Source organism: Pseudomonas fluorescens (assembly GCF_004683905.1).
GTDB classification, from domain to species: domain Bacteria; phylum Pseudomonadota; class Gammaproteobacteria; order Pseudomonadales; family Pseudomonadaceae; genus Aquipseudomonas; species Aquipseudomonas putida_A.
In genome coordinates this window covers 6,009,789-6,031,275 of record NZ_CP038438.1, presented here as the reverse complement: position 1 = coordinate 6,031,275, position 21,487 = coordinate 6,009,789, and the positions used below count along the sequence as shown (strand labels likewise).

The 21,487-nt window shown below is 61.2% G+C and carries 18 protein-coding genes; 13 read left to right on the top strand and 5 right to left on the bottom strand.

What is annotated here, in order from left to right; all coding sequences use genetic code 11:
* Positions 1 to 30: 30 nt before the first annotated feature.
* The 3 genes from E4T63_RS27990 to aspA all read right to left on the bottom strand — a co-directional run bounded on the left by E4T63_RS27990 (position 31) and on the right by aspA (position 4,683).
* Positions 31 to 1,035 carry an asparaginase gene (locus tag E4T63_RS27990; RefSeq protein ID WP_134785021.1) on the bottom strand — a complete coding sequence of 335 codons (1,005 nt, stop codon included), beginning with the start codon at positions 1,033 to 1,035 and terminating at the stop codon, positions 31 to 33.
* A gap of 170 nt (positions 1,036 to 1,205) precedes the next feature.
* The gene (locus E4T63_RS27985; protein WP_135296861.1) at positions 1,206 to 2,651 is read right to left on the bottom strand and encodes an alanine/glycine:cation symporter family protein; all 1,446 of its coding nucleotides are present in this window, start codon (positions 2,649 to 2,651) and stop codon (positions 1,206 to 1,208) included.
* 607 nt (positions 2,652 to 3,258) lie between these two features.
* Positions 3,259 to 4,683 (bottom strand): aspartate ammonia-lyase, encoded by a 1,425-nt coding sequence (gene aspA / locus E4T63_RS27980; protein ID WP_027610364.1) that lies wholly within the window; start codon positions 4,681 to 4,683, stop codon positions 3,259 to 3,261.
* A gap of 180 nt (positions 4,684 to 4,863) precedes the next feature.
* Here aspA and E4T63_RS27975 point away from each other — a divergent pair, with 180 nt between their 5' ends.
* From E4T63_RS27975 to E4T63_RS27955, 5 genes are all read left to right on the top strand, one after another.
* The gene (locus tag E4T63_RS27975; RefSeq protein ID WP_096795416.1) at positions 4,864 to 5,772 is read left to right on the top strand and encodes a LysR substrate-binding domain-containing protein; all 909 of its coding nucleotides are present in this window, start codon (positions 4,864 to 4,866) and stop codon (positions 5,770 to 5,772) included.
* Between the two features lie 333 nt (positions 5,773 to 6,105).
* On the top strand, positions 6,106 to 6,597 hold the full coding sequence (gene purE, locus E4T63_RS27970) for a 5-(carboxyamino)imidazole ribonucleotide mutase (RefSeq protein WP_003229641.1): 492 nt from the start codon (positions 6,106 to 6,108) through the stop codon (positions 6,595 to 6,597).
* Between the two features lie 10 nt (positions 6,598 to 6,607).
* Positions 6,608 to 7,690 carry a 5-(carboxyamino)imidazole ribonucleotide synthase gene (locus E4T63_RS27965; protein ID WP_135296860.1) on the top strand — a complete coding sequence of 361 codons (1,083 nt, stop codon included), beginning with the start codon at positions 6,608 to 6,610 and terminating at the stop codon, positions 7,688 to 7,690.
* Positions 7,691 to 7,799: 109 nt separating this feature from the next.
* Positions 7,800 to 8,045, top strand: coding sequence for a GlsB/YeaQ/YmgE family stress response membrane protein (locus E4T63_RS27960; protein WP_003229635.1), 246 nt, complete (start codon positions 7,800 to 7,802; stop codon positions 8,043 to 8,045).
* 102 nt (positions 8,046 to 8,147) lie between these two features.
* The gene (locus E4T63_RS27955; RefSeq protein ID WP_027610367.1) at positions 8,148 to 8,684 is read left to right on the top strand and encodes a DUF3299 domain-containing protein; all 537 of its coding nucleotides are present in this window, start codon (positions 8,148 to 8,150) and stop codon (positions 8,682 to 8,684) included.
* A gap of 151 nt (positions 8,685 to 8,835) precedes the next feature.
* Here the strand turns inward: E4T63_RS27955 and E4T63_RS27950 are convergent, their stop codons facing one another.
* Positions 8,836 to 9,735 (bottom strand): D-hexose-6-phosphate mutarotase, encoded by a 900-nt coding sequence (locus E4T63_RS27950; protein WP_135296859.1) that lies wholly within the window; start codon positions 9,733 to 9,735, stop codon positions 8,836 to 8,838.
* 58 nt (positions 9,736 to 9,793) lie between these two features.
* Positions 9,794 to 10,198 carry an acyl-CoA thioesterase gene (locus E4T63_RS27945; RefSeq protein ID WP_003229628.1) on the bottom strand — a complete coding sequence of 135 codons (405 nt, stop codon included), beginning with the start codon at positions 10,196 to 10,198 and terminating at the stop codon, positions 9,794 to 9,796.
* A gap of 377 nt (positions 10,199 to 10,575) precedes the next feature.
* On the opposite strand from E4T63_RS27945, the gene E4T63_RS27940 reads away from it, so the two are divergent.
* The 8 genes from E4T63_RS27940 to E4T63_RS27900 all read left to right on the top strand — a co-directional run bounded on the left by E4T63_RS27940 (position 10,576) and on the right by E4T63_RS27900 (position 21,418).
* Entirely contained in the window at positions 10,576 to 11,874 is a 1,299-nt protein-coding gene (locus E4T63_RS27940) for an MFS transporter (protein WP_135296858.1), read from the top strand.
* Between the two features lie 255 nt (positions 11,875 to 12,129).
* Positions 12,130 to 13,134 carry a phosphate ABC transporter substrate-binding protein PstS gene (locus E4T63_RS27935; protein WP_086792482.1) on the top strand — a complete coding sequence of 335 codons (1,005 nt, stop codon included), beginning with the start codon at positions 12,130 to 12,132 and terminating at the stop codon, positions 13,132 to 13,134.
* A 483-nt stretch (positions 13,135 to 13,617) separates the two neighbouring features.
* A complete protein-coding gene (locus E4T63_RS27925) occupies positions 13,618 to 15,651 on the top strand; it encodes an ABC transporter permease subunit (RefSeq protein ID WP_193774904.1) in 2,034 nt (677 codons plus the stop codon).
* 15 nt (positions 15,652 to 15,666) lie between these two features.
* Complete coding sequence (pstA, locus tag E4T63_RS27920) at positions 15,667 to 17,337, top strand: phosphate ABC transporter permease PstA (protein WP_007962288.1); 1,671 nt, start codon at positions 15,667 to 15,669, stop codon at positions 17,335 to 17,337.
* 169 nt (positions 17,338 to 17,506) lie between these two features.
* The gene (gene pstB / locus E4T63_RS27915) at positions 17,507 to 18,340 is read left to right on the top strand and encodes a phosphate ABC transporter ATP-binding protein PstB (protein ID WP_007962289.1); all 834 of its coding nucleotides are present in this window, start codon (positions 17,507 to 17,509) and stop codon (positions 18,338 to 18,340) included.
* A 70-nt stretch (positions 18,341 to 18,410) separates the two neighbouring features.
* Positions 18,411 to 19,172 carry a phosphate signaling complex protein PhoU gene (phoU, locus tag E4T63_RS27910; protein ID WP_003229617.1) on the top strand — a complete coding sequence of 254 codons (762 nt, stop codon included), beginning with the start codon at positions 18,411 to 18,413 and terminating at the stop codon, positions 19,170 to 19,172.
* Between the two features lie 180 nt (positions 19,173 to 19,352).
* Entirely contained in the window at positions 19,353 to 20,312 is a 960-nt protein-coding gene (locus tag E4T63_RS27905) for a response regulator (RefSeq protein WP_027610371.1), read from the top strand.
* 209 nt (positions 20,313 to 20,521) lie between these two features.
* Positions 20,522 to 21,418: a peptidoglycan DD-metalloendopeptidase family protein gene (locus E4T63_RS27900; protein WP_027610372.1), complete on the top strand. Its 897-nt coding sequence runs from the start codon at positions 20,522 to 20,524 to the stop codon at positions 21,416 to 21,418.
* The last annotated feature ends 69 nt before the right edge of the window (positions 21,419 to 21,487 follow it).

Sequence of the window (21,487 nt, the reverse complement as noted above, 5' to 3'; positions counted from 1 at the left end):
CGTCGGACTATCGCCGGCGCCGGACCAGGCTCAGCGCAATTCGCCACACAGGTCGAGTTCGATCAGACGCCGCACTTCGGCGTTGTCCAGACCCGCACCGAGCAAGCCGTGCAGCTTGCCGAACGCCGCTTCTCGGGTCATGCCGCCACCGGACAACACGCCAACGCCGCGCAAACGGCTGCCGGCTTCATACACATCCAGCTCGACCCCGCCTTCATGGCACTGCGTGACCGCAACCACCACCACACCGTTGTCCCGTGCGCGGCCGAGGCTGGCAAGGAACTCGGGATTGTCGCTCGGTCCGGTGCCGCTGCCGTAGCACTCCAGCACCAGACCTTTGATACCGCTGGCCAGCAGGCCATCAACCACCTCGGCGCCGATGCCGGGGAACAGTGGCAGCACAGCAACCTTGGCCAGTTGTTTCGGCTGGTTGTAGTTCAGTGCGGCCGGAATCGACGGCGCTTTCACCCCGCCGCCCTGACGCTCCAGGCGCTTGAACGGATGCCGGCCGAAGCTGCGCACTTTCGCGCAACGGGTCGGCGCCAGCAGCTCGCCATGGAAATACAGGTGCACGCCCGGCGCCAGACCCTGACCCAGAGCAACCAGCGCGCCACCGAGGTTTTCCCAGGCATCGCTGTCGGTGACGCCGGCCGGTAGCATCGAGCCGGTGAAACACACCCGGGCATGCAGGCCGAGCAACTGGAAACTCATCGCCGCAGCGCTGTAGGCCAGGGTGTCGGTGCCATGCAGGATCAGTACGCTGTCGCAGCCTTGCACGTCCACTGCATCGACCACCGCTTCGCGCAGTTGCTGCCAGTAGGCCGGAGTCATGTTGGCGCTGTCGATCAGCGGCGACATCTCCCGGAAGCGCCATTGCGGCACCACCAGTTCGGGCTGGCTGTGCAGGTACTCGCGCATGCGGGCTTCGAAACCGGACGCCGGGGCCAGACCGTTGGCACTGGCCTGCATGCCGATGGTGCCACCGGTGTAGAGCACCATGACGTGTTGGGCGGCGGGGAAGGTGTTGGCAATCATCTGAGGGTCTCCACAAGAGATGACATTGTAGGAGTGAGCCTGCTCGCGATAGCGGTTCATCATTCAACATTAATGTTGGCTGAAAGACAGCTATCGCGAGCAGGCTCACTCCTACAGGTATTGCATCACAATAACTGACGGGCGCAGGGGATGCGCCCGTCATTCACCTGTCAGCGTTGCGCTGCAGGCACGCCTTGTGGCTCGACTGCGGTCTTGCCGGCGGCTGGCGCCTCGGTCGGCCAGGCCTTCAGGTCCAGATCCAGATCGGTAAATTTGCTGGAGTCGAACACCGGCTGCTTGATGCCGGCGCGGCGCTGCTCGTCGTAGTCGCGCATCACGCGCATGCCGACCTTGAACAGCATGGCCAGGGCCATCAGGTTGACGAAGGCCAGGCAGGTCATGGTGATGTCGGCGAAGGCGAACACGGTCGACAGATCCTGCATCGAACCCCATACCACCAGCGCCAGGACCAGACCGCGGAACACCATCAGCAACGCGCGGTTGCGGCTGAGGAACTGCAGGCTGTTTTCGCCCAGGTAGTAGTTGTAGAGGATGCAGGTGAAGACGAACAGCGACAGCGCGACGCTGACGAAGATGCGGCCCCAGTCACCCACCACGGCGGCCAGCGAGTTCTGGGTCAGGACGATGCCGTCACCTTCGAAGCCCGGGGTGTAGAAGCCCGACAACAGGATCAGCAGCGCGGTGCAGGTGCAGATCACGAAAGTGTCGAGGAATACGCTGAAGGCCTGAACCACGCCCTGGGCGCCCGGGTGTTTCACCGAGGCCACGGCGGCGACGTTCGGCGCACTGCCCAGGCCCGCTTCGTTGGCGAACACGCCACGCTTCACGCCCATGACGATGGCGCTGCCGAGCAGGCCGCCGAAGGCCGGGTCGAGACCGAAGGCGCTCTTGAAGATGGTTTCCAGCATCGCTGGCACGTGTTCGATCTGGGTGCCGATCACGTACAGGGTCACGCCGATATAGGCCAGGGTCTTGACCGGTACCAGCAGGTCGGACACTGCAGCGATGCGCTTGATGCCGCCGATGAAGGTGATGGCCAGCAGCACCGCCAGGACGATCCCGGTGTGGCTTGGGTCGAAGGCAAAGGCGTTTTGCAGCGAGTGGGTCACGGTGTAGGACTGCAGGCCGATGAAGGCGAAGCCGTAGGTGACCAGCAGCAGGACCGAGAACACCACTGCCATGCCTTTCAACTTCAGGCCGTGCTGGATGTAGTAGGCCGGGCCGCCACGGTACAGGCCGTCGCCTTCGGCGCGCTTGTAGACCTGCGCCAGGGTGCACTCGAAGAAGCTGCTGGACATGCCAACCAGTGCGGTCACCCACATCCAGAACACCGCACCCGGACCACCGAGGGTCACGGCGATGCCGACACCGGCGATGTTGCCTGCACCGACGCGGCCGGCAAGGCTGAGCATCAGGGCCTGGAACGAACTGAGTTGCCCGCCGCTGCTTTTCAGGCTGTCGCGGAACACCGCGAACATGTGGAAGAAGTGCCGCAATTGAACGAAACGCGAGCGAATCGTGAAGTAGCTACCGAGCCCGACAATGAGCACGATCAGTACTTTCCCTGAGAGGAAGTCGTTGATGACTTCGAGCATGGATTTTTCCTCGCTGTTTTTTGTTTAAGCAAATGCTGGATGTTCCGAAACATCGCGTTACACCGGTTTGCGCGCGGCACGACAGGTGAGGCGAAGGTTTCGTCCCGGATCCATTTCGCGGGTTTGTTATTAGTTCGGGTTTCGCATGGGTTATGGCCTCGTTACCGACGACCGCTCACGCGAAGAGGGGCGGCACTATACCGATCAGTGCGGCGCCCGTCTGCACGCTCGTGGTGCAAGCGACGAAACGAAGCGTTGAAACACCCGGCGTTACCGGCGTCGGGCTTGTGCGGGAACTGCATTCCTGTTGATGCAAACCCTGTAGCGAGGGGATTCATCCCCGATCGACTGCGGAGCAGTCGCAAATCATTGCATGCGGTGTACTTGTTACATCGCGATTGCAGGTTTTGGGGCCGCTTCGCGACCCATCGGGGATGAATCCCCTCACCACAAGGGCTCACCTCTACATTGAGCAATCCCCAGACATACGGGTCTCAGGGTCGGAAAGTTAAAAAAAAGGGCTTGGGGACTGATCCCCAAGCCCTCAAAAGGTGAGAGGTGTCTAGTCCCTCGACCTGGTGAGCGGTGCTACAAGTAACGCGTCGGCTCAGGCTTTGAGCGGAACCAGACGCGGGGCAATCATGTTTTCCGGGCGCAGGATGTCAGCGAGCATGGCTTCGTCGAGCAGGCCTTCTTCGCGCACCAGTTCCAGCACGCCGCGGCCGCTTTCAAGGGCGATACGGGCGATGCGGGTGGCGTTTTTGTAGCCGATGTACGGGTTCAGCGCGGTGACCAGACCGATCGAGTGTTCGACCAGTTCGCGGCAGCGGGCTTCGTTGGCGGTGATGCCGACGATGCAGTGCTCGCGCAGCATGTCCATGGCGCGTTGCAGCAGACGGATCGAGTCGAGGATCTTGAACGCGATCAGCGGCTCCATCACGTTCAGCTGCAGTTGGCCGCCTTCGGCTGCCATGGTCAGCGCCAGATCGTTACCGATGACCTGGAAGGCCACCTGGTTAACGGCTTCCGGAATCACCGGGTTGACCTTGCCGGGCATGATCGAGCTGCCTGGCTGACGCGCTGGCAGGTTGATTTCGTTGATGCCGGTGCGCGGGCCGCTGGACAGCAGGCGCAGGTCGTTGCAGATCTTCGACAGCTTGACCGCGGTGCGCTTGAGCATGCCGGAGAACAGCACGAAGGCGCCCATGTCGGAGGTAGCTTCGATCAGGTCGGCGGCGGGCACCAGCGGCTGACCGCTGATCAGTGCCAGGCGTTGTACGGCCAGCGCTTGATAGCGCGGGTCGGCGTTGATGCCGGTGCCGATCGCGGTGCCGCCCAGGTTCACTTCAGTCAGCAGTTCCGGGGCCAGCGTCTTCAGACGGGCCAGGTCTTCGCCCATGGTGGTGGCGAAGGCACGGAATTCTTGACCCAAAGTCATCGGTACGGCGTCTTGCAGCTGGGTACGGCCCATTTTCAGGACGTGATCGAATTCTTTGCCCTTGGCCGCGAAGGCCTGAATCAGGCTGTCGAGGCTGGCCAGCAGCGCGTCGTGACCCAGCAGCAGACCCAGGCGGATCGCGGTCGGGTAGGCGTCGTTGGTCGACTGCGCCATGTTGACGTCGTCGTTCGGGTGCAGGTACTGGTACTCGCCTTTCTGGTGACCCATTGCTTCGAGCGCAATGTTGGCGATCACTTCGTTGGCGTTCATGTTGGTTGACGTACCGGCGCCACCTTGAATCATGTCGACCACGAATTCTTCGTGGAAATCACCGCGGATCAATCGGGCACAGGCTTCGCTGATGGCAGCGTGCTTGGCTTCGCTCAGATGACCCAACTCACGGTTGGCGTCAGCGGCGGCCTGTTTGACCATCGCCAGACCGACAACCAGTTTCGGGTAATGCGAAATCGGAACGCCGGAGAGACGGAAGTTGTTCACCGCTCGCAGGGTCTGGATGCCGTAATACGCTTGAGCCGGTACTTCGAGGGCGCCAAGCAGGTCGTTTTCTGTGCGGAAAGATGCAGCGGAGGACATGATAGAAATCATCTCGATATGGACCCGGTCTGTGCCGGAACGCTGCGAATGCTAGGCTTGTGGGATTTTTTGGGCCAATGCTGTTAAACACTGGCCTATGCACATTCGGCATAATGCCCGTGTGACGCCGCCTGCGCGGCAGACGTGTGACCTGTTTTGGTGCGTTCCCGGGAGGGCGTGATGAATCTGGAAAGCAAATGGCTCGAGGACTTCAGTGCTCTGGCCGCCACCCGCAGCTTCTCGCAGGCGGCCGAACGACGCTTCGTGACCCAGCCGGCGTTCAGTCGGCGGATCCGCAGCCTCGAAGCGGCGCTTGGGCTGACACTGGTCAACCGCTCGCGCACGCCGATCGAGCTGACGGCGGCCGGGCAGCTGTTTCTGGTGACCGCGCGCACCGTGGTCGAACAGCTCGGTGAAGTGCTGCGTCATCTGCATCACCTCGAAGGCGGGCAGGGCGAAGTGATCCAGGTCGCGGCGGCGCACTCGCTGGCACTGGGCTTCTTTCCGCGCTGGATCGCACAACTGCGCAACGAAGGGCTGAACATAGCGACGAGATTGGTGGCGACCAACGTCGGCGATGCGGTGCATGCGCTGCGCGAGGGTGGCTGCGACCTGATGTTGGCGTTCTACGACCCGGACGCGGCGATGCAGATGGACCCGGAAATTTTCCCGTCGTTGCACTTGGGCCAGACTGAAATGCTCCCGGTGTGCGCAGCCGATGCCGATGGCAAACCGCTGTTCGATCTGGAAGGCGAGGCCAGTGTGCCGCTGTTGGCGTACAGCGCCGGGGCGTTTCTCGGGCGTTCGGTGAATGGTTTGTTGCGCCAGCGTCAGCTGCGTTTCACCACCATCTATGAAACCGCCATGGCCGACAGCCTCAAGAGCATGGCCCTGGAGGGGCTCGGCATCGCCTGGGTGCCGCAGTTGAGTGTGCGCGCAGAGCTGGCCCGTGGCGAACTTGTTGTCTGCGGCGGCCCGCAATGGCACGTGCCGCTGGAGATTCGCCTGTATCGCTGCGCACTGGTGCGCAAGGCCAACGTGCGGTTGCTGTGGCGCAAGCTTGAAGGCGGCGCTGCACAGGCTTCCTGAACCATCGCAGATCCAATTGTGGGAGCGGGCTTGCTCGCGAATACGGTGTGTCAGTCGAGATTCATGTATCTGACCTGACGCCTTCGCGAGCAAGCCCGCTCCCACAGGGCGGATTTGCGGTGTTCTGTCGCTGACCTTCAAGTCAATAAAACCGGGCCTTTGGCTGATTTGACAGATGGTCGTTTCGGGGGCTGTTTATTGCTTTCTTTGCGGTATACTGCGCGGCCTTCGGCCGGTACGTCCGGCCATTTTTCGTACAATCAAGCCACGCAATCCTGCGTGGCTTGTTGTTTTTGACGCGCCTGCGGGCGCCCAGAGAGAAGAGGCGCGACGATGAGTGCACTGGTTGGCGTGATCATGGGCTCCAAGTCCGATTGGTCCACCCTTAGCCACACCGCCGATATGCTGGAAAAGCTCGGCATCCCGTACGAGGTCAAGGTGGTTTCTGCCCACCGCACCCCGGATCTGCTGTTCCAGTACGCCGAAGAGGCTGAGGGCCGCGGCATCGAGGTGATCATCGCCGGTGCCGGTGGCGCAGCCCACCTGCCAGGCATGTGTGCGGCCAAGACCCACCTGCCGGTACTGGGCGTTCCGGTGCAGTCGTCGATGCTCTCGGGCGTCGATTCGCTGCTGTCGATCGTGCAGATGCCGGCGGGCATTCCGGTTGCCACCCTGGCCATCGGCAAGGCCGGCGCGATCAACGCCGCGCTGCTCTCGGCGAGCATTCTCGGCGCCAAGCATCCACAGTTCCACGCGGTACTGAAAACCTTCCGTGCCGAGCAGACAGACAGCGTCCTGGACAATCCAGACCCACGTATTGCCTGAGGTTGTTGAGATGAAGATCGGTGTAATCGGTGGCGGCCAGTTGGGCCGCATGTTGGCGCTGGCGGGCACTCCGCTGGGCATGAACTTCGCTTTCCTCGACCCTGCGCCGGACGCTTGCGCCGCGACACTGGGCGAACACCTGCGGGCCGATTACGGCGATCAGGATCACCTGCGTCAATTGGCCGATGAAGTCGATCTGGTGACCTTCGAGTTCGAAAGCGTCCCGGCCGAAACCGTGGCGTTCCTCTCGCAATTCGTCCCGGTCTATCCGAGCGCCGAAGCCCTGCGCATCGCTCGCGACCGCTGGTTCGAGAAGAGCATGTTCAAGGAGCTGGGCATCCCGACCCCGGCCTTCGCCGACATTCAATCGCAAGCCGACCTGGACGCCGCCGTGGCTGCCATCGGTCTGCCGGCCGTGCTGAAAACCCGCACCCTGGGTTACGACGGCAAGGGTCAGAAAGTCCTGCGCAAGCCGAAAGACGTGGTGGGTACGTTCGCCGAGCTGGGCAGCGTTGCCTGCCTGCTGGAAGGCTTCGTGCCGTTCACCGGCGAAGTTTCGCTGATCGCCGTGCGTGCCCGTGATGGTGAAACCAAGTTCTATCCACTGGTGCACAACACCCACGACAGCGGCATCCTCAAGCTGTCGGTGGCCAGCACCGATCACCCGCTGCAGGCGTTGGCCGAAGACTACTCCAGCCGTGTGCTCAAGCAGCTGGATTACGTCGGCGTGATGGCGTTCGAGTTCTTTGAAGTCGACGGTGGCCTCAAGGCCAACGAGATCGCCCCGCGCGTGCACAACTCCGGGCACTGGACCACCGAAGGCGCCGAGTGCAGCCAGTTCGAAAACCACCTGCGCGCCGTGGCCGGCCTGCCGCTGGGTTCGACCGCCAAGGTCGGCGAGAGCGCGATGCTCAACTTCATCGGCGTGGTTCCGCCGGTAGAGAAAGTGATCGCCATCGAAGATTGCCATCTGCACCACTACGGCAAAGCCTTCAAGGCCGGGCGCAAGGTCGGTCACGCCAACCTGCGCTGCGCCGACATGGCCACGCTGCAAGCACAGATCGTCAAGGTCGAAGCGCTTATCGCCGAGTAAACAGTTTCATGTGGCAACGGCGGAACCTTCGGGAGCCGCCGTTCTCTCATGGCAGGATGCCAAAGTCTGACTAGGCTTTGGCATATCTACCAAATCAGAGGGAAATGCCATGGGAATTATCGGAACCATCTTTATCGGCTTGATCGTCGGCCTGCTGGCACGCTTCCTCAAACCGGGCGATGACAGCATGGGCTGGATCATGACCATCCTGCTCGGTATCGGCGGTTCGCTGGCGGCCACTTACGGCGGCCAGGCCCTGGGTATCTATCAGGCAGGTCAGGGCGCAGGCTTCATCGGTGCACTGGTCGGCGCGATCGTGCTGCTGGTGATCTACGGCCTGATCAAAAAGAACTGATCCAAGCGACCAAGTCCTCTCTGCCAACGTGGCAGGGAGGGCTAGAATGCTCGGCGATTTAACGTCCTTCCTTTATCCGAGCATCTTTTACCGAGCACCTCCATGCGCCGTCTTCTGTTGACTCTTCTTTTGCTGGGCAGCGGTCTGGCCCACGCCGGCGAACTGCCGGAAACCGACTGGCTGGAACTGATGCCCAAGTCGGACCAGAAAGCCCTCGAGGCCATGCCCGAAATCGACCACAACTCCCCGGAAGCCACCGGCACCTTCACCGAGAAGGGCGGGATGAAACAGGCTAAAGGCCTGCCGGCGGTGATGTATTCGACCAAGACCGTGGCGTCGATGAACGACAAGCACATCCGCATCGGTGGCTACCCGGTGCCGCTGGAATCCGACGCCAAGGGCCGCAGCACGCTGTTCTTCCTCGTGCCGTACCCTGGCGCCTGCATCCACGTGCCACCGCCACCACCGAATCAACTGGTGCTGGTGCGTTATCCCAAGGGTTTGAAGCTGGATGACATCTACACGCCGCTGTGGGTAACCGGCACGCTGAAGATCGAGAAGGTCAGCAATGACCTGGCCGATGCGGCGTATGCGCTGGAAGCTGACAAAGTGCGGGTGGTGCAGGAGTCTGATCTCTAACATCTGAACAATTGTAGCGAGGGGATTTATCCCCGATGGGTTGCGAAGCGACCCCCGCTTTGAATCAGGGGCAGGGGCCTGCTCCGCAGGCCATCGGGGATAAATCCCCTCACCACAAAGGCTTTCACCCACATCGATATTGCGGTGTTGGTCAGAGCGGTTTGCTGCCGATGCTGACGCCCATGGTATGGCTCGCACCCGAGCCCAGCGTGACCACATCATCCATCACATTCGCCGTCTCGATGCACAGCATGCGCTGCCAGCCATCGTTGTCCATGTCGGCCAGTGCTGCCGCGCGGTCGATCCACGGGTTCCAGATCACTGCCGTGCGTGAGCCGCTGGCGCTCAGTACGATGCGTCGTTCCCAGGTCGGATCGACGATGCTCAGTTGCGCTGGCGCGTCGAGGTAGATGCGGTCGGTTTCCCCGGTAAAGCGCAGTTCGCCTTGCTGGCGGTGGGTGTTCCAGTTGTCCAGAGTCTCGATGTAATTCAGCCCTTCAACACCCTCGACGTGCACGTTACGCACATCACTGACCGCGAAATAAGTGTGCAGCGCCTGGCTGATGCTGACGGTTTCGACACCCCGATTGTGGCTGGTCAGGCTGATGTGCAACTGATCACTCAGATGCAGGGTCAGGGTCAGATCGACCTGATGCGGCCAGCCCGGCAGGCCACCTTCGGGGTAGGGCAGCCTGAATTCAACCTTGACGCCGTCAGCCTCTGATTCGATGCCGCCCAGCTCCCAATCCATCGCCCGCACCAGACCGTGCGCGGGTGCCGGTTGCTCACCGGTATACATGGCCTGCACGCTCTGCGGGTTGCGTTCGAACTTGCCGAACCACGGCCAGCACACCGGCACACCGGCACGGATGCTCTTGCCGGTCTTGAACACAGCCTTGTCGTTGAGCCAGATGATCGGCGGCTGGCCGTCGATTTGATAACTGAGGATGTGCGCGCCTTGCTGGGCCACCAGCACTTCGGCCTGACCGTGGCGGATGCGCCAGCAGTTCAGTTCATCCAGTTTCACCGCTTCAACGTTGGGCGTGTTCATGGGGCAACTCTCGATCAGACACTTGGGACGACTATCGACCGCAAAACCGCGGCGATGTTTAACGCGCGCGCGGTGGCACTGAGCGGGTGCGACCGCTGCCGTCGATGGCGACGAAGACGAATACCGCCTCGGTCACTTTACGCCACTCGCTGGACAGCGGATCGTCGCTCCACACTTCGACCATCATCTGGATCGAGCTGCGGCCGATTTCCAGGGTCTGGGTATAAAAGGACAATTGCGCGCCCACCGCGACCGGCACCAGGAAGGCCATGCGGTCGATGGCGACAGTGGCTACGCGACCACCGGCCACGCGGCTGGCCATTGCGGTACCCGCCAGATCCATCTGCGCCACCAGCCAGCCGCCGAAAATATCGCCAAAGCCGTTGGTTTCGCGCGGGAGTGCGGTAATTTGCAAGGCCAGGTCGCCTTGCGGGATCGGATCTTCTTGTTCGAGCTCTATCATGCCGGGGGTGCCTCTGACCCGTGACTCTTCGTTGGTATTGCTGGTGGTAGCCGTCTTCAGGAAAAACGATTCAGCACCGAACATACTGCGTTCGTCACGTTTTCCATAGGCGCCTAAAGGGGAAACTCTGCGAAACCGGCTGATCCCGTTCAAAGGTCGGGCCAACGACGTTTTCGCACAGCAACCCCCTACAAACCGGAGCAAGGTTGCGAGTATATCGGTCGGTAGACTCCGCGACGACCATCGGGTTCTGATTTTGACCGGCAAATACGCGCCTCTATGTGCTTTTTCGAACAATTTGCTATGGTGCCGAACCTGCCCAAGCCACAGCCAGCGTTGTTGTGGCGGTAGATCCGCCTATAAGAGAAGCCCTTGCCATGACCACAGCGCCTTCGAGCCTCGCGCAGCCCGAGCAACCTGCACGCCCCCTGACCCGCAATGACTACAAGACTCTGTCGCTATCGGCCCTGGGCGGTGCGCTGGAGTTTTACGATTTCATCATCTTCGTGTTCTTCGCCACCGTGGTCGGCAAGCTGTTCTTCCCGGCCGACATGCCCGAGTGGCTGCGCCTGATGCAGACCTTCGGCATTTTCGCCGCCGGTTACCTTGCGCGGCCGCTGGGCGGCATCGTCATGGCGCACTTCGGCGACCTGCTGGGGCGCAAGAAGATGTTCACCCTGAGCATTTTCATGATGGCCGTGCCGACCCTGATCATGGGCCTGCTGCCGACCTACGCGCAGATCGGTATGTGGGCGCCGATCCTGCTGTTGTTGATGCGAGTTATCCAGGGCGCGGCGATTGGCGGGGAAGTGCCGGGGGCGTGGGTCTTCGTTTCCGAACACGTGCCGCAAAAGCACATCGGCTACGCCTGCGGCACCCTGACCAGCGGCCTGACCGCCGGCATCCTGCTCGGCTCATTGGTCGCCACGGCGATCAACAGCATTTATACCCCGGGGGAAGTCGCCGATTACGCCTGGCGGATCCCGTTCCTGCTCGGAGGCGTGTTCGGTCTGTTCTCGGTGTACCTGCGCCGCTGGCTGCATGAAACCCCGGTGTTCGCCGAGCTGCAACTGCGCAAGGCGCTCGCCGAAGAAGTACCGCTGCGTGCGGTACTGCGTGACCATCGCGGGGCGATTGCGGTCTCGATGCTGCTGACCTGGCTGCTGTCCGCCGGGATTGTCGTGGTGATCCTGATGACCCCGACCGTGCTGCAGACGGTCTATCACTTCTCAGCGACAGTGGCGCTGCAATCCAACAGCCTGGCGATCGTGTTCCTCAGCGTCGGTTGCATCATCTCCGGTGCTCTGGCCGACCGTCTCGGCGCCGGCCGGGTGTTTGTCTTTGGTTCGCTGGGCTTGCTGATCAGTTCCTGGACCTTCTATCACAGCCTCGCCGATCACCCGAACTGGCTGTTCCCGCTGTATGCGCTGACCGGTCTGCTGGTCGGCACCATCGGTGCGGTGCCGTACGTGATGGTCAAGGCATTCCCGCCGGTGGTGCGCTTCAGCGGATTGTCGTTCTCGTACAACGTGGCGTACGCGATCTTCGGTGGCCTGACGCCGATGGTGGTCAGCCTGCTGCTTAAAGAGAGTGCGATGGGCCCGGCTTACTATGTGGCGGTGCTGTGCACGATGGGGATTCTGGTGGGGGCGTGGCTCTGGAAAAAGGGGCGCTGAAAATTTTCACCTGTGGGAGCGGGCTTGCTCGCGAATGCGTTGTGTCAGTCTGCATATGAATAGGCTGACACGGCCTCTTCGCGAGCAAGCCCGCTCCCACATTAGTTCTGTGTTGTTCTCTGAGATCTTCGAATCATCCTGCAAAACCCCGATACTGGCCTTTCATCCAATTGTCATATTTCAGCCATAGAGTGTTCACACGGCCTGCTGATACTTGGCCCCGACTTAACACACCCTATCTGCTAGGAGTAAGGCATGAAACTGAAGCGTTTGATGGCGGCAATGACTTTTGTCGCTGCTGGCGTTGCGACTGCCCACGCGGTAGCCGCTGGCGTTGACCCGGCAATTCCGGCTTACACCAAGGTCACCGGTGTATCGGGCAACTTGTCCAGCGTTGGTTCCGACACTCTGGCCAACCTCATGACCCTGTGGGCTGAGAACTACAAGAAAGAATACCCGAACGTAAACATCCAGATTCAGGCCGCTGGCTCCGCCACCGCGCCACCTGCGCTGACTGAAGGCACCTCCAACCTCGGCCCGATGAGCCGCAAGATGAAGGACACCGAACTGGCGGCCTTCGAACAGAAATACGGCTACAAGCCAACCGCTATCCCGGTGGCCGTGGACGCCCTGGCGGTGTTCGTGCACAAGGACAACCCGATCCAGCACCTGACCATGGAACAGGTTGACGCGATCTTCTCGTCCACCCGTCTGTGCGGCGCCAAAGCCGACGTGAAAACCTGGGGCGACCTGGGTGTGACCGGCGACCTGGCCAACAAGCCAGTGCAACTGTTCGGTCGTAACTCGGTATCCGGCACCTACGGCTACTTCAAAGAAGAAGCCTTGTGCAAAGGCGACTACAAACCTAACGTCAACGAACAACCAGGCTCGGCGTCGGTTGTGCAGTCGATCAGCTCCTCGCTGAACGGCATCGGTTACTCGGGCATCGGCTACAAGACTGCCAGCGTGAAGACCGTTGCTCTGTCGAAGAAAGGCAGCACTGACTTCATCGAAGACACCGAAGAAAACGCCCTGAACGGCAAGTACCCGCTGTCGCGCTTCCTCTACGTTTACGTGAACAAGGCCCCGAACAAGCCTCTGGCCCCGCTGGAAGCCGAGTTCGTGAAACTGGTTCTGTCCAAACAGGGCCAGGAAGTTGTGGTGAAAGACGGCTACATCCCACTGCCGGCCAAGGTTGCTGCAAAAGCACTGGCTGACCTGGGTCTGCAGGAAGGCGGCGCTGAAGTCGCAAAAAAGTAACAAACTGAGTCCGTAGTAAATACCCTTCGGACTCCACTGTGGGAGCGGGCTTGCTCGCGAAGAGGCCTTCAGATTCGGCATCTTCGTTGACTGAATAAGCGCTTTCGCGAGCAAGCCCGCTCCCACAGATTCTTCGAATTCTCTGATCCTCCTCCAGTACCCGCTGGTGGTGGATTTGCTGCGTCACTGCACTGTCATCTTTCTGTCATACAGGATCGCTAGGGTGAGCGCATGAATGATCTGGCCAATTCCCCAATGACTACGACTTCCCCTCCCAAGCGCATTGATTTCAATACGCCTGAGCTGCAACGCAAGCGCCGCATTCGCGCGCTCAAGGATCGCTTCACCCGTTGGTACGTCCTCGTTGGCGGTCTGGCGGTGCTGGCAGCCATCACCCTGATCTTCTTCTTCCTCGCCTACGTCGTTGCACCGTTGTTCCAGGGTGCCAGTCTGACCGCGAAAGATGCCATTACCCCAGCCTGGATGCAGGACGCCGGCAAGCCGCTGATGATTTCGCTCGAAGAGCAGAATCAGGTGGCGATGCGCGTTTCCGACAAGGGCCAGGCGCTGTTCTTCGACATCGACAGTGGCGCTGAATTGAAGCGCGTCGATCTGCCGGTGCCTGCCGGCGCTACCGTAACTTCCATTGGCGAAGACCAGCCAGGTCATCCGCTGGTAGCCGTGGGCCTGTCCAACGGCCAGGCGCTGGTGTTCCGTCACACCTATAAAGTCAGCTACCCCGATGGCAAGAAAACCATCACCCCGGCCATCGAATACCCGTATGGCGAAGCGCCGATCGCGGTGAACGAGGGCGGCGGTGCGCTGGAGCACGTCAGCCTCAACGCCACCGATTCGACGCTGATGCTGGTCGGTTCTACCGGTTCGCAACTCAATGTGCTGGCGCTGACCAGCGAAGAAAACATGATGACCGGCGAAGTCACCAACGAGCAGAAGCGTATCGAGCTGCCGCAGATGACTGAACCGGTGAAAAACATCTTCGTCGACCCGCGCCAGCAATGGCTGTACGTGGTCAACGGGCGTGCCCAGGCCGACGTGTTCAGCTTGCGCGACAAGAGCCTCAACGGTCGCTACAAGCTGCTGGAAAACGCTGACGCCGAAGTCACCGCGAGCACGCAACTGGTGGGCGGCATCTCGCTGATCATCGGTGATTCCAAGGGTGGCCTGGCCCAGTGGTTCATGGCTCGCGATACCGATGGCGAGCTGCGCCTGAAGCAGATCCGTACCTTCCAGATGGGCACCACGCCGATTGTTGAAATTACCGCCGAAGAGCGTCGCAAGGGCTTCGTGGCCCTCGATGCCAGCGGCAAGCTCGGCGTGTTCCACAGCACCGCGCACCGCACCCTGCTGGTCGAGCCGGTTGCCGAAGGCCAGGGCCTGTTCGGCCTGTCGCCACGCGCCAACCGGGTGATCGTCGAGGCCGGCGGCAAGCTGCAACCGCTGCTGCTCGACAACCCGCACCCGGAAGTGTCGTGGAGCGCGTTGTGGAGCAAGGTCTGGTACGAGAACTACGACGAACCTAAATACGTCTGGCAATCGACCGCCGCCAACACCGATTTCGAACCGAAACTGAGCCTGTCGCCACTGACCTTCGGCACCCTGAAGGCGGCGTTCTACGCCATGCTGCTGGCTGCGCCGCTGGCGGTTGCCGCAGCGATCTACACCGCGTACTTCATGGCCCCGGGCATGCGCCGCAAGGTCAAACCGGTGATCGAGCTGATGGAAGCGATGCCGACGGTAATCCTCGGTTTCTTCGCCGGTCTGTTCCTCGCCCCGTATGTGGAAGGGCATCTGCCGGGCATCTTCAGCCTGCTGATGCTGTTGCCGATCGGCATTCTGGTCGCCGGCTTCACCTTCAGTCGTCTGCCTGAGTCGATCCGCCTGAAAGTCCCGGATGGCTGGGAAAGTGCGCTGTTGATTCCGGTGATCCTGTTTGTCGGTTGGCTGTCGCTGTACATGAGTCCGTACATGGAGAACTGGTTCTTCGGCGGTGACATGCGCATGTGGATCTCCCACGACCTGGGCATCACCTACGACCAGCGCAACGCTCTGGTAGTCGGTCTGGCGATGGGTTTTGCGGTGATCCCGAACATCTACTCGATTGCCGAAGATGCCGTGTTCAGTGTGCCGCGTGGCCTGACCCTCGGTTCCCTGGCGCTCGGTGCCACGCCGTGGCAGACCATGACCCGCGTGGTGATCCTCACCGCCAGCCCGGGCATCTTCTCCGCACTGATGATCGGCATGGGCCGTGCGGTCGGCGAAACCATGATCGTGCTGATGGCCACGGGTAACACCCCGGTCATGGAAATGAACCTGTTCGAAGGCCTGCGCACCCTGGCCGCCAACGTCGCGGTGGAAATGCCCGAGTCGGAAGTCGGCGGCAGCCACTACCGCGTGCTGTTCCTCTCGGCGCTGGTGCTGCTGTTGTTCACCTTCGTCATGAACACCCTGGCAGAACTGATTCGTCAGCGTCTGCGCAAGAAATACTCGTCGCTTTAAGAAAGGTAGAAGTCTGTGAAACAGAACTCCCTGAATGGATGGTTCAAGAGCGGCGCCCCGGGCGTCTGGATCAGCGGTGGCGCGGTGTCCATCGCGGTCATCATGACCATTGGCCTGCTGGCGGTGATTGCCGTGCGCGGTCTGGGTCACTTCTGGCCGGCGGACCTGATCCACGCCAGCTACGACGTACCTGGCCAGGCCAATCATCTGGTCATCGGCGAAGTGGTACAGAAAGAAGAAGTACCGCGCGCACGCCTGAAAAGCGCCGGCCTGCCGGTGCCTGATCAGGGCCCGGAATTCATGACCCGCGAGCTGATCAAGGTCGGCAACCGTGACCTGAACGGCAACGACTTCACCTGGGTGGTCGGCGAGTGGCTGACCAAGCAGACCACGCCGCCGGAACTGATGGCGATCGAGCGTCGCGAGTGGGGCAACTTCTACGGCTACCTGGTCAACGTCAAACAGGACGGCAAGGTGATCGCCGAAGGCGAAGCGGCCTGGCCTGAGCTGCAAGCGCGGATCAACCGTGTGAACGGCCTTGCTGCACAACTCAAATCGCTGGAAAAGACCGACATCGGTGCGATCAACGCAGGGCTGGAACGCATCCGTCTGCACGGGCGCAAACTGGAACTGGACGGCAAGCTCGACGCCACCGCGCAAGCGGACATGGACGCCGAGCGTGCCGAGCTGAACGCGCGTTATCAGGACATCGAAGCGCGTCTGAGCGATCTGCATGCGCAGTTCAACCGCGACGCGCTGACTGCCCGCGATGCCAACGGCAAAGAGATCGAAATCAGCCTGGGCAAAGTGGTTCACGCCTATCAGCCGAATGCCATGGGCACGATGACCAAGATCGGTTTCTACTTCAGCAAGGTCTGGGAATTCCTTTCCGACGATCCGCGTGAAGCGAACACCGAAGGCGGGATCTTCCCGGCGATTTTCGGCACGGTGATGATGACCCTGATCATGGCGATGATCGTGACTCCGTTCGGCGTGCTGGCGGCGGTCTACCTGCGTGAATACGCCAAGCAGAACGCCCTGACCCGGATCATCCGCATCGCCGTGAACAACCTCGCCGGCGTTCCGGCGATCGTCTACGGCGTATTCGGTCTGGGCTTCTTCGTCTACGTGCTGGGTGGTTCGGTCGACCGTTTGTTCTTCCCCGAAGCACTGCCGGCGCCGACGTTCGGTACTCCGGGTCTGCTCTGGGCCTCGCTGACCCTGGCGCTGCTGGCGGTGCCGGTGGTGATCGTGGCGACCGAGGAAGGTCTGGCGCGTATCCCGCGCACCGTCCGTGAAGGCTCGCTGGCGCTGGGCGCGACCAAGGCGGAAACGCTGTGGAAGATCGTCCTGCCTATGGCCAGCCCGGCGATGATGACCGGCATGATCCTCGCCGTGGCCCGCGCCGCCGGTGAAGTGGCGCCGCTGATGCTGGTGGGTGTGGTGAAGCTGGCGCCGTCGCTGCCGGTGGACGGCAACTACCCATACCTGCACCTGGACCAGAAGATCATGCACCTGGGCTTCCACATCTATGACGTCGGCTTCCAGAGCCCGAACGTCGAAGCGGCACGACCACTGGTGTACGCCACGGCGCTGCTGCTGGTGCTGGTGATCGCTACGTTGAACCTGTCGGCGGTGTGGATTCGTAACCACCTGCGCGAAAAATACAAAGCGCTGGATAGCTAAGGACGGCGCGAACCCTGTGGGAGCGAGCTTGCTCGCGAAGCTTTTGGCGGTCTTAAGGGCCCCTTCGCGAGCAAGCTCGCTCCCACATTGATCCGCGGCCACCGCAATATTGATGGAAGCTGCAACAAGCAGTGTTCCGAACCGAATTTGTTAGCACAGGGAGCCTCCCATGCAGCACGAAACACATACCCACGGCATCAACATGTCGGCCCTGGGTCGCGACAAGCAGAGCCTGAGCCTTGAGCAGGAAACCGTGGCCATCGAAGTCCCGGGCCTGAGCCTGTTCTACGGCGAGAAGCAGGCGCTGTTCGACGTCAGCATGAACATCCCGAAACAGCGCGTGACCGCGTTTATCGGCCCGTCCGGCTGCGGCAAGTCCACGCTGCTGCGTACCTTCAATCGTATGAACGACCTGGTTGACGGTTGCCGTGTCGAAGGTGCGATCAACCTGTACGGCAACAACATCTACCGCAAGGGTGAAGACGTTGCCGAGCTGCGTCGCCGCGTCGGCATGGTGTTCCAGAAGCCCAACCCGTTCCCCAAAACCATCTACGAAAACGTGGTCTACGGGCTGCGCATCCAGGGCATCAACAAGAAGCGCATTCTCGACGAAGCGGTCGAGTGGGCATTGAAAGGCGCGGCACTGTGGGACGAAGTCAAAGACCGTCTGCACGACTCGGCACTCGGCCTGTCCGGTGGTCAGCAGCAGCGTCTGGTGATCGCGCGCACCATCGCCGTTGAACCGGAAGTGTTGCTGCTCGACGAACCGTGCTCGGCCCTCGATCCGATCTCGACCCTGAAAGTCGAAGAGCTGATCTACGAGCTGAAGTCCAAGTTCACCATCGTCATCGTGACCCACAACATGCAGCAGGCCGCGCGGGTTTCCGACTACACGGCGTTCATGTACATGGGCAAACTGGTGGAATTCGGCGACACCGACACCCTGTTCACCAATCCGGCGAAGAAACAGACCGAAGACTACATCACCGGTCGTTATGGCTGACAGTTGCGGTTATTCACAGAATTGACGCTGCGGCCCACCGCACCTTACCGGACGCTCCAAGGACGCCACCATGATTAGTAAAGAAGGCCTTACCCACCACATCTCCGCGCAGTTCAACGCCGAGCTTGAGGAAGTGCGCAGCCACCTCCTGGCCATGGGCGGGCTGGTCGAGAAGCAGGTCAACGACGCGGTCACCGCGCTGATCGAGGCCGACTCTGGCCTGGCTCAGCAGGTGCGCGAGATCGACGACCAGATCAACCAGATGGAACGCAACATCGACGAAGAATGCCTGCGCATTCTTGCCCGTCGTCAGCCGGCGGCGTCCGACCTGCGGCTGATCATCAGCATCTCCAAGTCGGTGATCGATCTGGAGCGCATCGGCGACGAAGCGACCAAGATCGCCCGTCGCGCCATTCAGCTGTGCGAAGAAGGTGAAGCGCCGCGTGGTTACGTCGAGGTCCGTCACATCGGCGATCAGGTGCGCAACATGGTTCGCGATGCGCTGGACGCGTTTGCCCGCTTCGATGCCGATCTAGCCTTGTCGGTGGCGCAATACGACAAGGTCATCGACCGCGAATACAAGACCGCCCTGCGCGAGCTGGCGACCTACATGATGGAAGACCCGCGCTCTATCTCGCGGGTTCTGAGCATCATCTGGGTGCTGCGTTCGCTGGAACGCATCGGCGATCATGCGCGCAACATCTCGGAACTGGTGATCTACCTGGTGCGCGGCACCGACGTGCGTCACCTGGGCCTCAAACGCATGAAAGAAGAAGTTGAAGGTACAAGCGGCGAAACCGCTAATGTTCCGGGCAATGCTGACGATAAGTAAGATTGCCTGAGAAAAGCGCCCGGCCCTTTGGCCGGGCGTTTTTGTTTAGGGCGCCTGAATCAGGAAATCGAATTAAAAAGCAGCACCCGCGAACGAAAAGTCCCGGCGTGACTGAAGATTGTTGGCAATGTGCCATCAGTAAAAGCGGTATGCTTGCCGGGATTTTTATAGGGGTGTTGGATGAGCAAGATCAGTGTGTTGGTCGTGGACGATGCTTCGTTCATTCGTGACCTGGTGAAAAAGTGCCTGCGTAATTACTTCCCGGGGATCCGCACCGAGGACGCCGTCAACGGCAAAAAGGCCCAGGCCATGCTGGCCAGGGAAGCGTTTGACCTGGTGCTGTGCGACTGGGAAATGCCGGAAATGTCCGGCCTCGAGCTGCTGACCTGGTGCCGCGAGCAGGACAATCTCAAGACCATGCCGTTCGTCATGGTCACCAGCCGTGGCGATAAAGAGAACGTGGTACAGGCGATCCAGGCCGGGGTTTCCGGCTACGTCAGCAAGCCGTTCACCAACGAACAACTGCTGACCAAGGTCAAGCAGGCGCTGAACAAGGTTGGCAAGCTCGACACCCTGATGAACAGCGCGCCGACCAAGATGAACTCGGCGTTCGGCAACGATTCCCTGAGCGCATTGACCGGCGGCAAGCCTGCCGTGGTCGGTGCTGCGCCGGCGGCCGCTGCTGCGGTCAATCCGTTTGCCAAACCGGCTGTTGTCGCGCCAACGCCAGCTGCTGCGCCGTCGCGCGGTTTGCTTAACAGCCCGCCGGTGCAGGCACCGGCTGCCTCGAAAGCGCCAGTCGGTGGTCGTGGCCAGGGCCAGTTGCGCCTGCCAAGTGGCACCCAGCAATGCGTGATCAAGGCCCTGAGCATCAAGGAAGCGCTGCTGGTAGTGAAACGCACTGACACCCTGCCGCAGATCCTCGACAGCGCCGTGCTCGACCTGGAGCAGGGCGACAACGCCGAAATCGCCCGCCTCAACGGCTACCTGCACGCCATCGTTGCCCACGAGCAGAAAGCCGACAGCGACTGGCTGCAACTGACTTTCCGTTTCGTCGACCAGGATGCGCAGAAGCTCGATTACATCTCCCGCCTGATCGCCCGCGGCACGGCGCAGAAGCACTTCGTTCCGGGCGCTTGATCCTCGTCGCCTGACACACCGCCTTCGCGAGCAAGCCCGCTCCCACCTTTGAAATGCATTCCAAGGTGGGAGCGGGCTTGCTCGCGAAGGGGTCATCACTGACGACGTCCATTTTCCAGACTGCCCAATTTGAAACATCTGTCGACTAGCCTGGTCTGTCTCAGCTGCTAGGCTCATTTCCAGGCCTTCCTTCGACAGACTCTTTGCCCATGCTCGCGCGCCTGCTGTTTTTCTGTGGTCTTTTCCTGGCCTCCACCTCGACTGTGGCCATGACCATCTACAAATCCACCGATGCCAACGGAGTGGTCTCGTACAGCGACCGGCCGAGCAAAGGCTCGCAGGTGTTCGTGTTTCAGGACCGCATGGTCGAGCACCTCGAACGTCAGGTGTACCTCGACATCAAGAAACAGAAGGGCAGCGACGTGGTGTTCGTGCGCAACGATCTGTATGCGCCGGTCGAGATTGCACTGGCGTTTACCGGCCTGAGCAATGTGCGTGGCGCTCCGGCGCAGACGATTCGCCGGGTGCTGCCGGCGCGCAGCAATACCCGGTTGGCGTTGCTGACGGCGATCAGCCGGGGTCAGCCGCTGGTGTATTCGCCGCAATTCCAGTATTCGCTGGGTGACCCCGCAGGCGCTGCGCAGAGCTATCGCTATCCGTTGCCGTGGCGGGGCGGGCCGTTCCGTCTCAGTCAGGGCGCCAACGGCCAGTACAGCCACTACGGGCCGAAGAACCGGTATGCGATGGACATCGCCATGCCAGTTGGCACGCCGATCATTGCCGCACGGGCCGGTGTGGTGGTGAAAACCGAAAATTCACAGAGCGGGCGCGGCAATGATGCGTCCGGCAATTTCGTCCGGGTGCTGCACGACGACGGCACGATGGGTGTTTACCTGCATCTCAAGCAAGGTTCGGTGAGCGTACGCGAGGGGCAGCGGGTGACGGTTGGCAGCCCGCTGGCGCTGTCCGGCAATACCGGCAATAGCAGCGGCCCGCACCTGCACTTTGTGGTGCAGCGCAATACCGGGCAGGGGCTGGTGTCGATTCCGTATCAGTTCAACCAGCCACTGGGGGCGTTGCCCAACTTTGCGTTGGGCAAACAGTAGAAGCGTTAGGGGGCCGCTGTGGAGGGGCTTTTGTGGTGAGGGGATTTATCCCCGATGGACGGCGCAGCC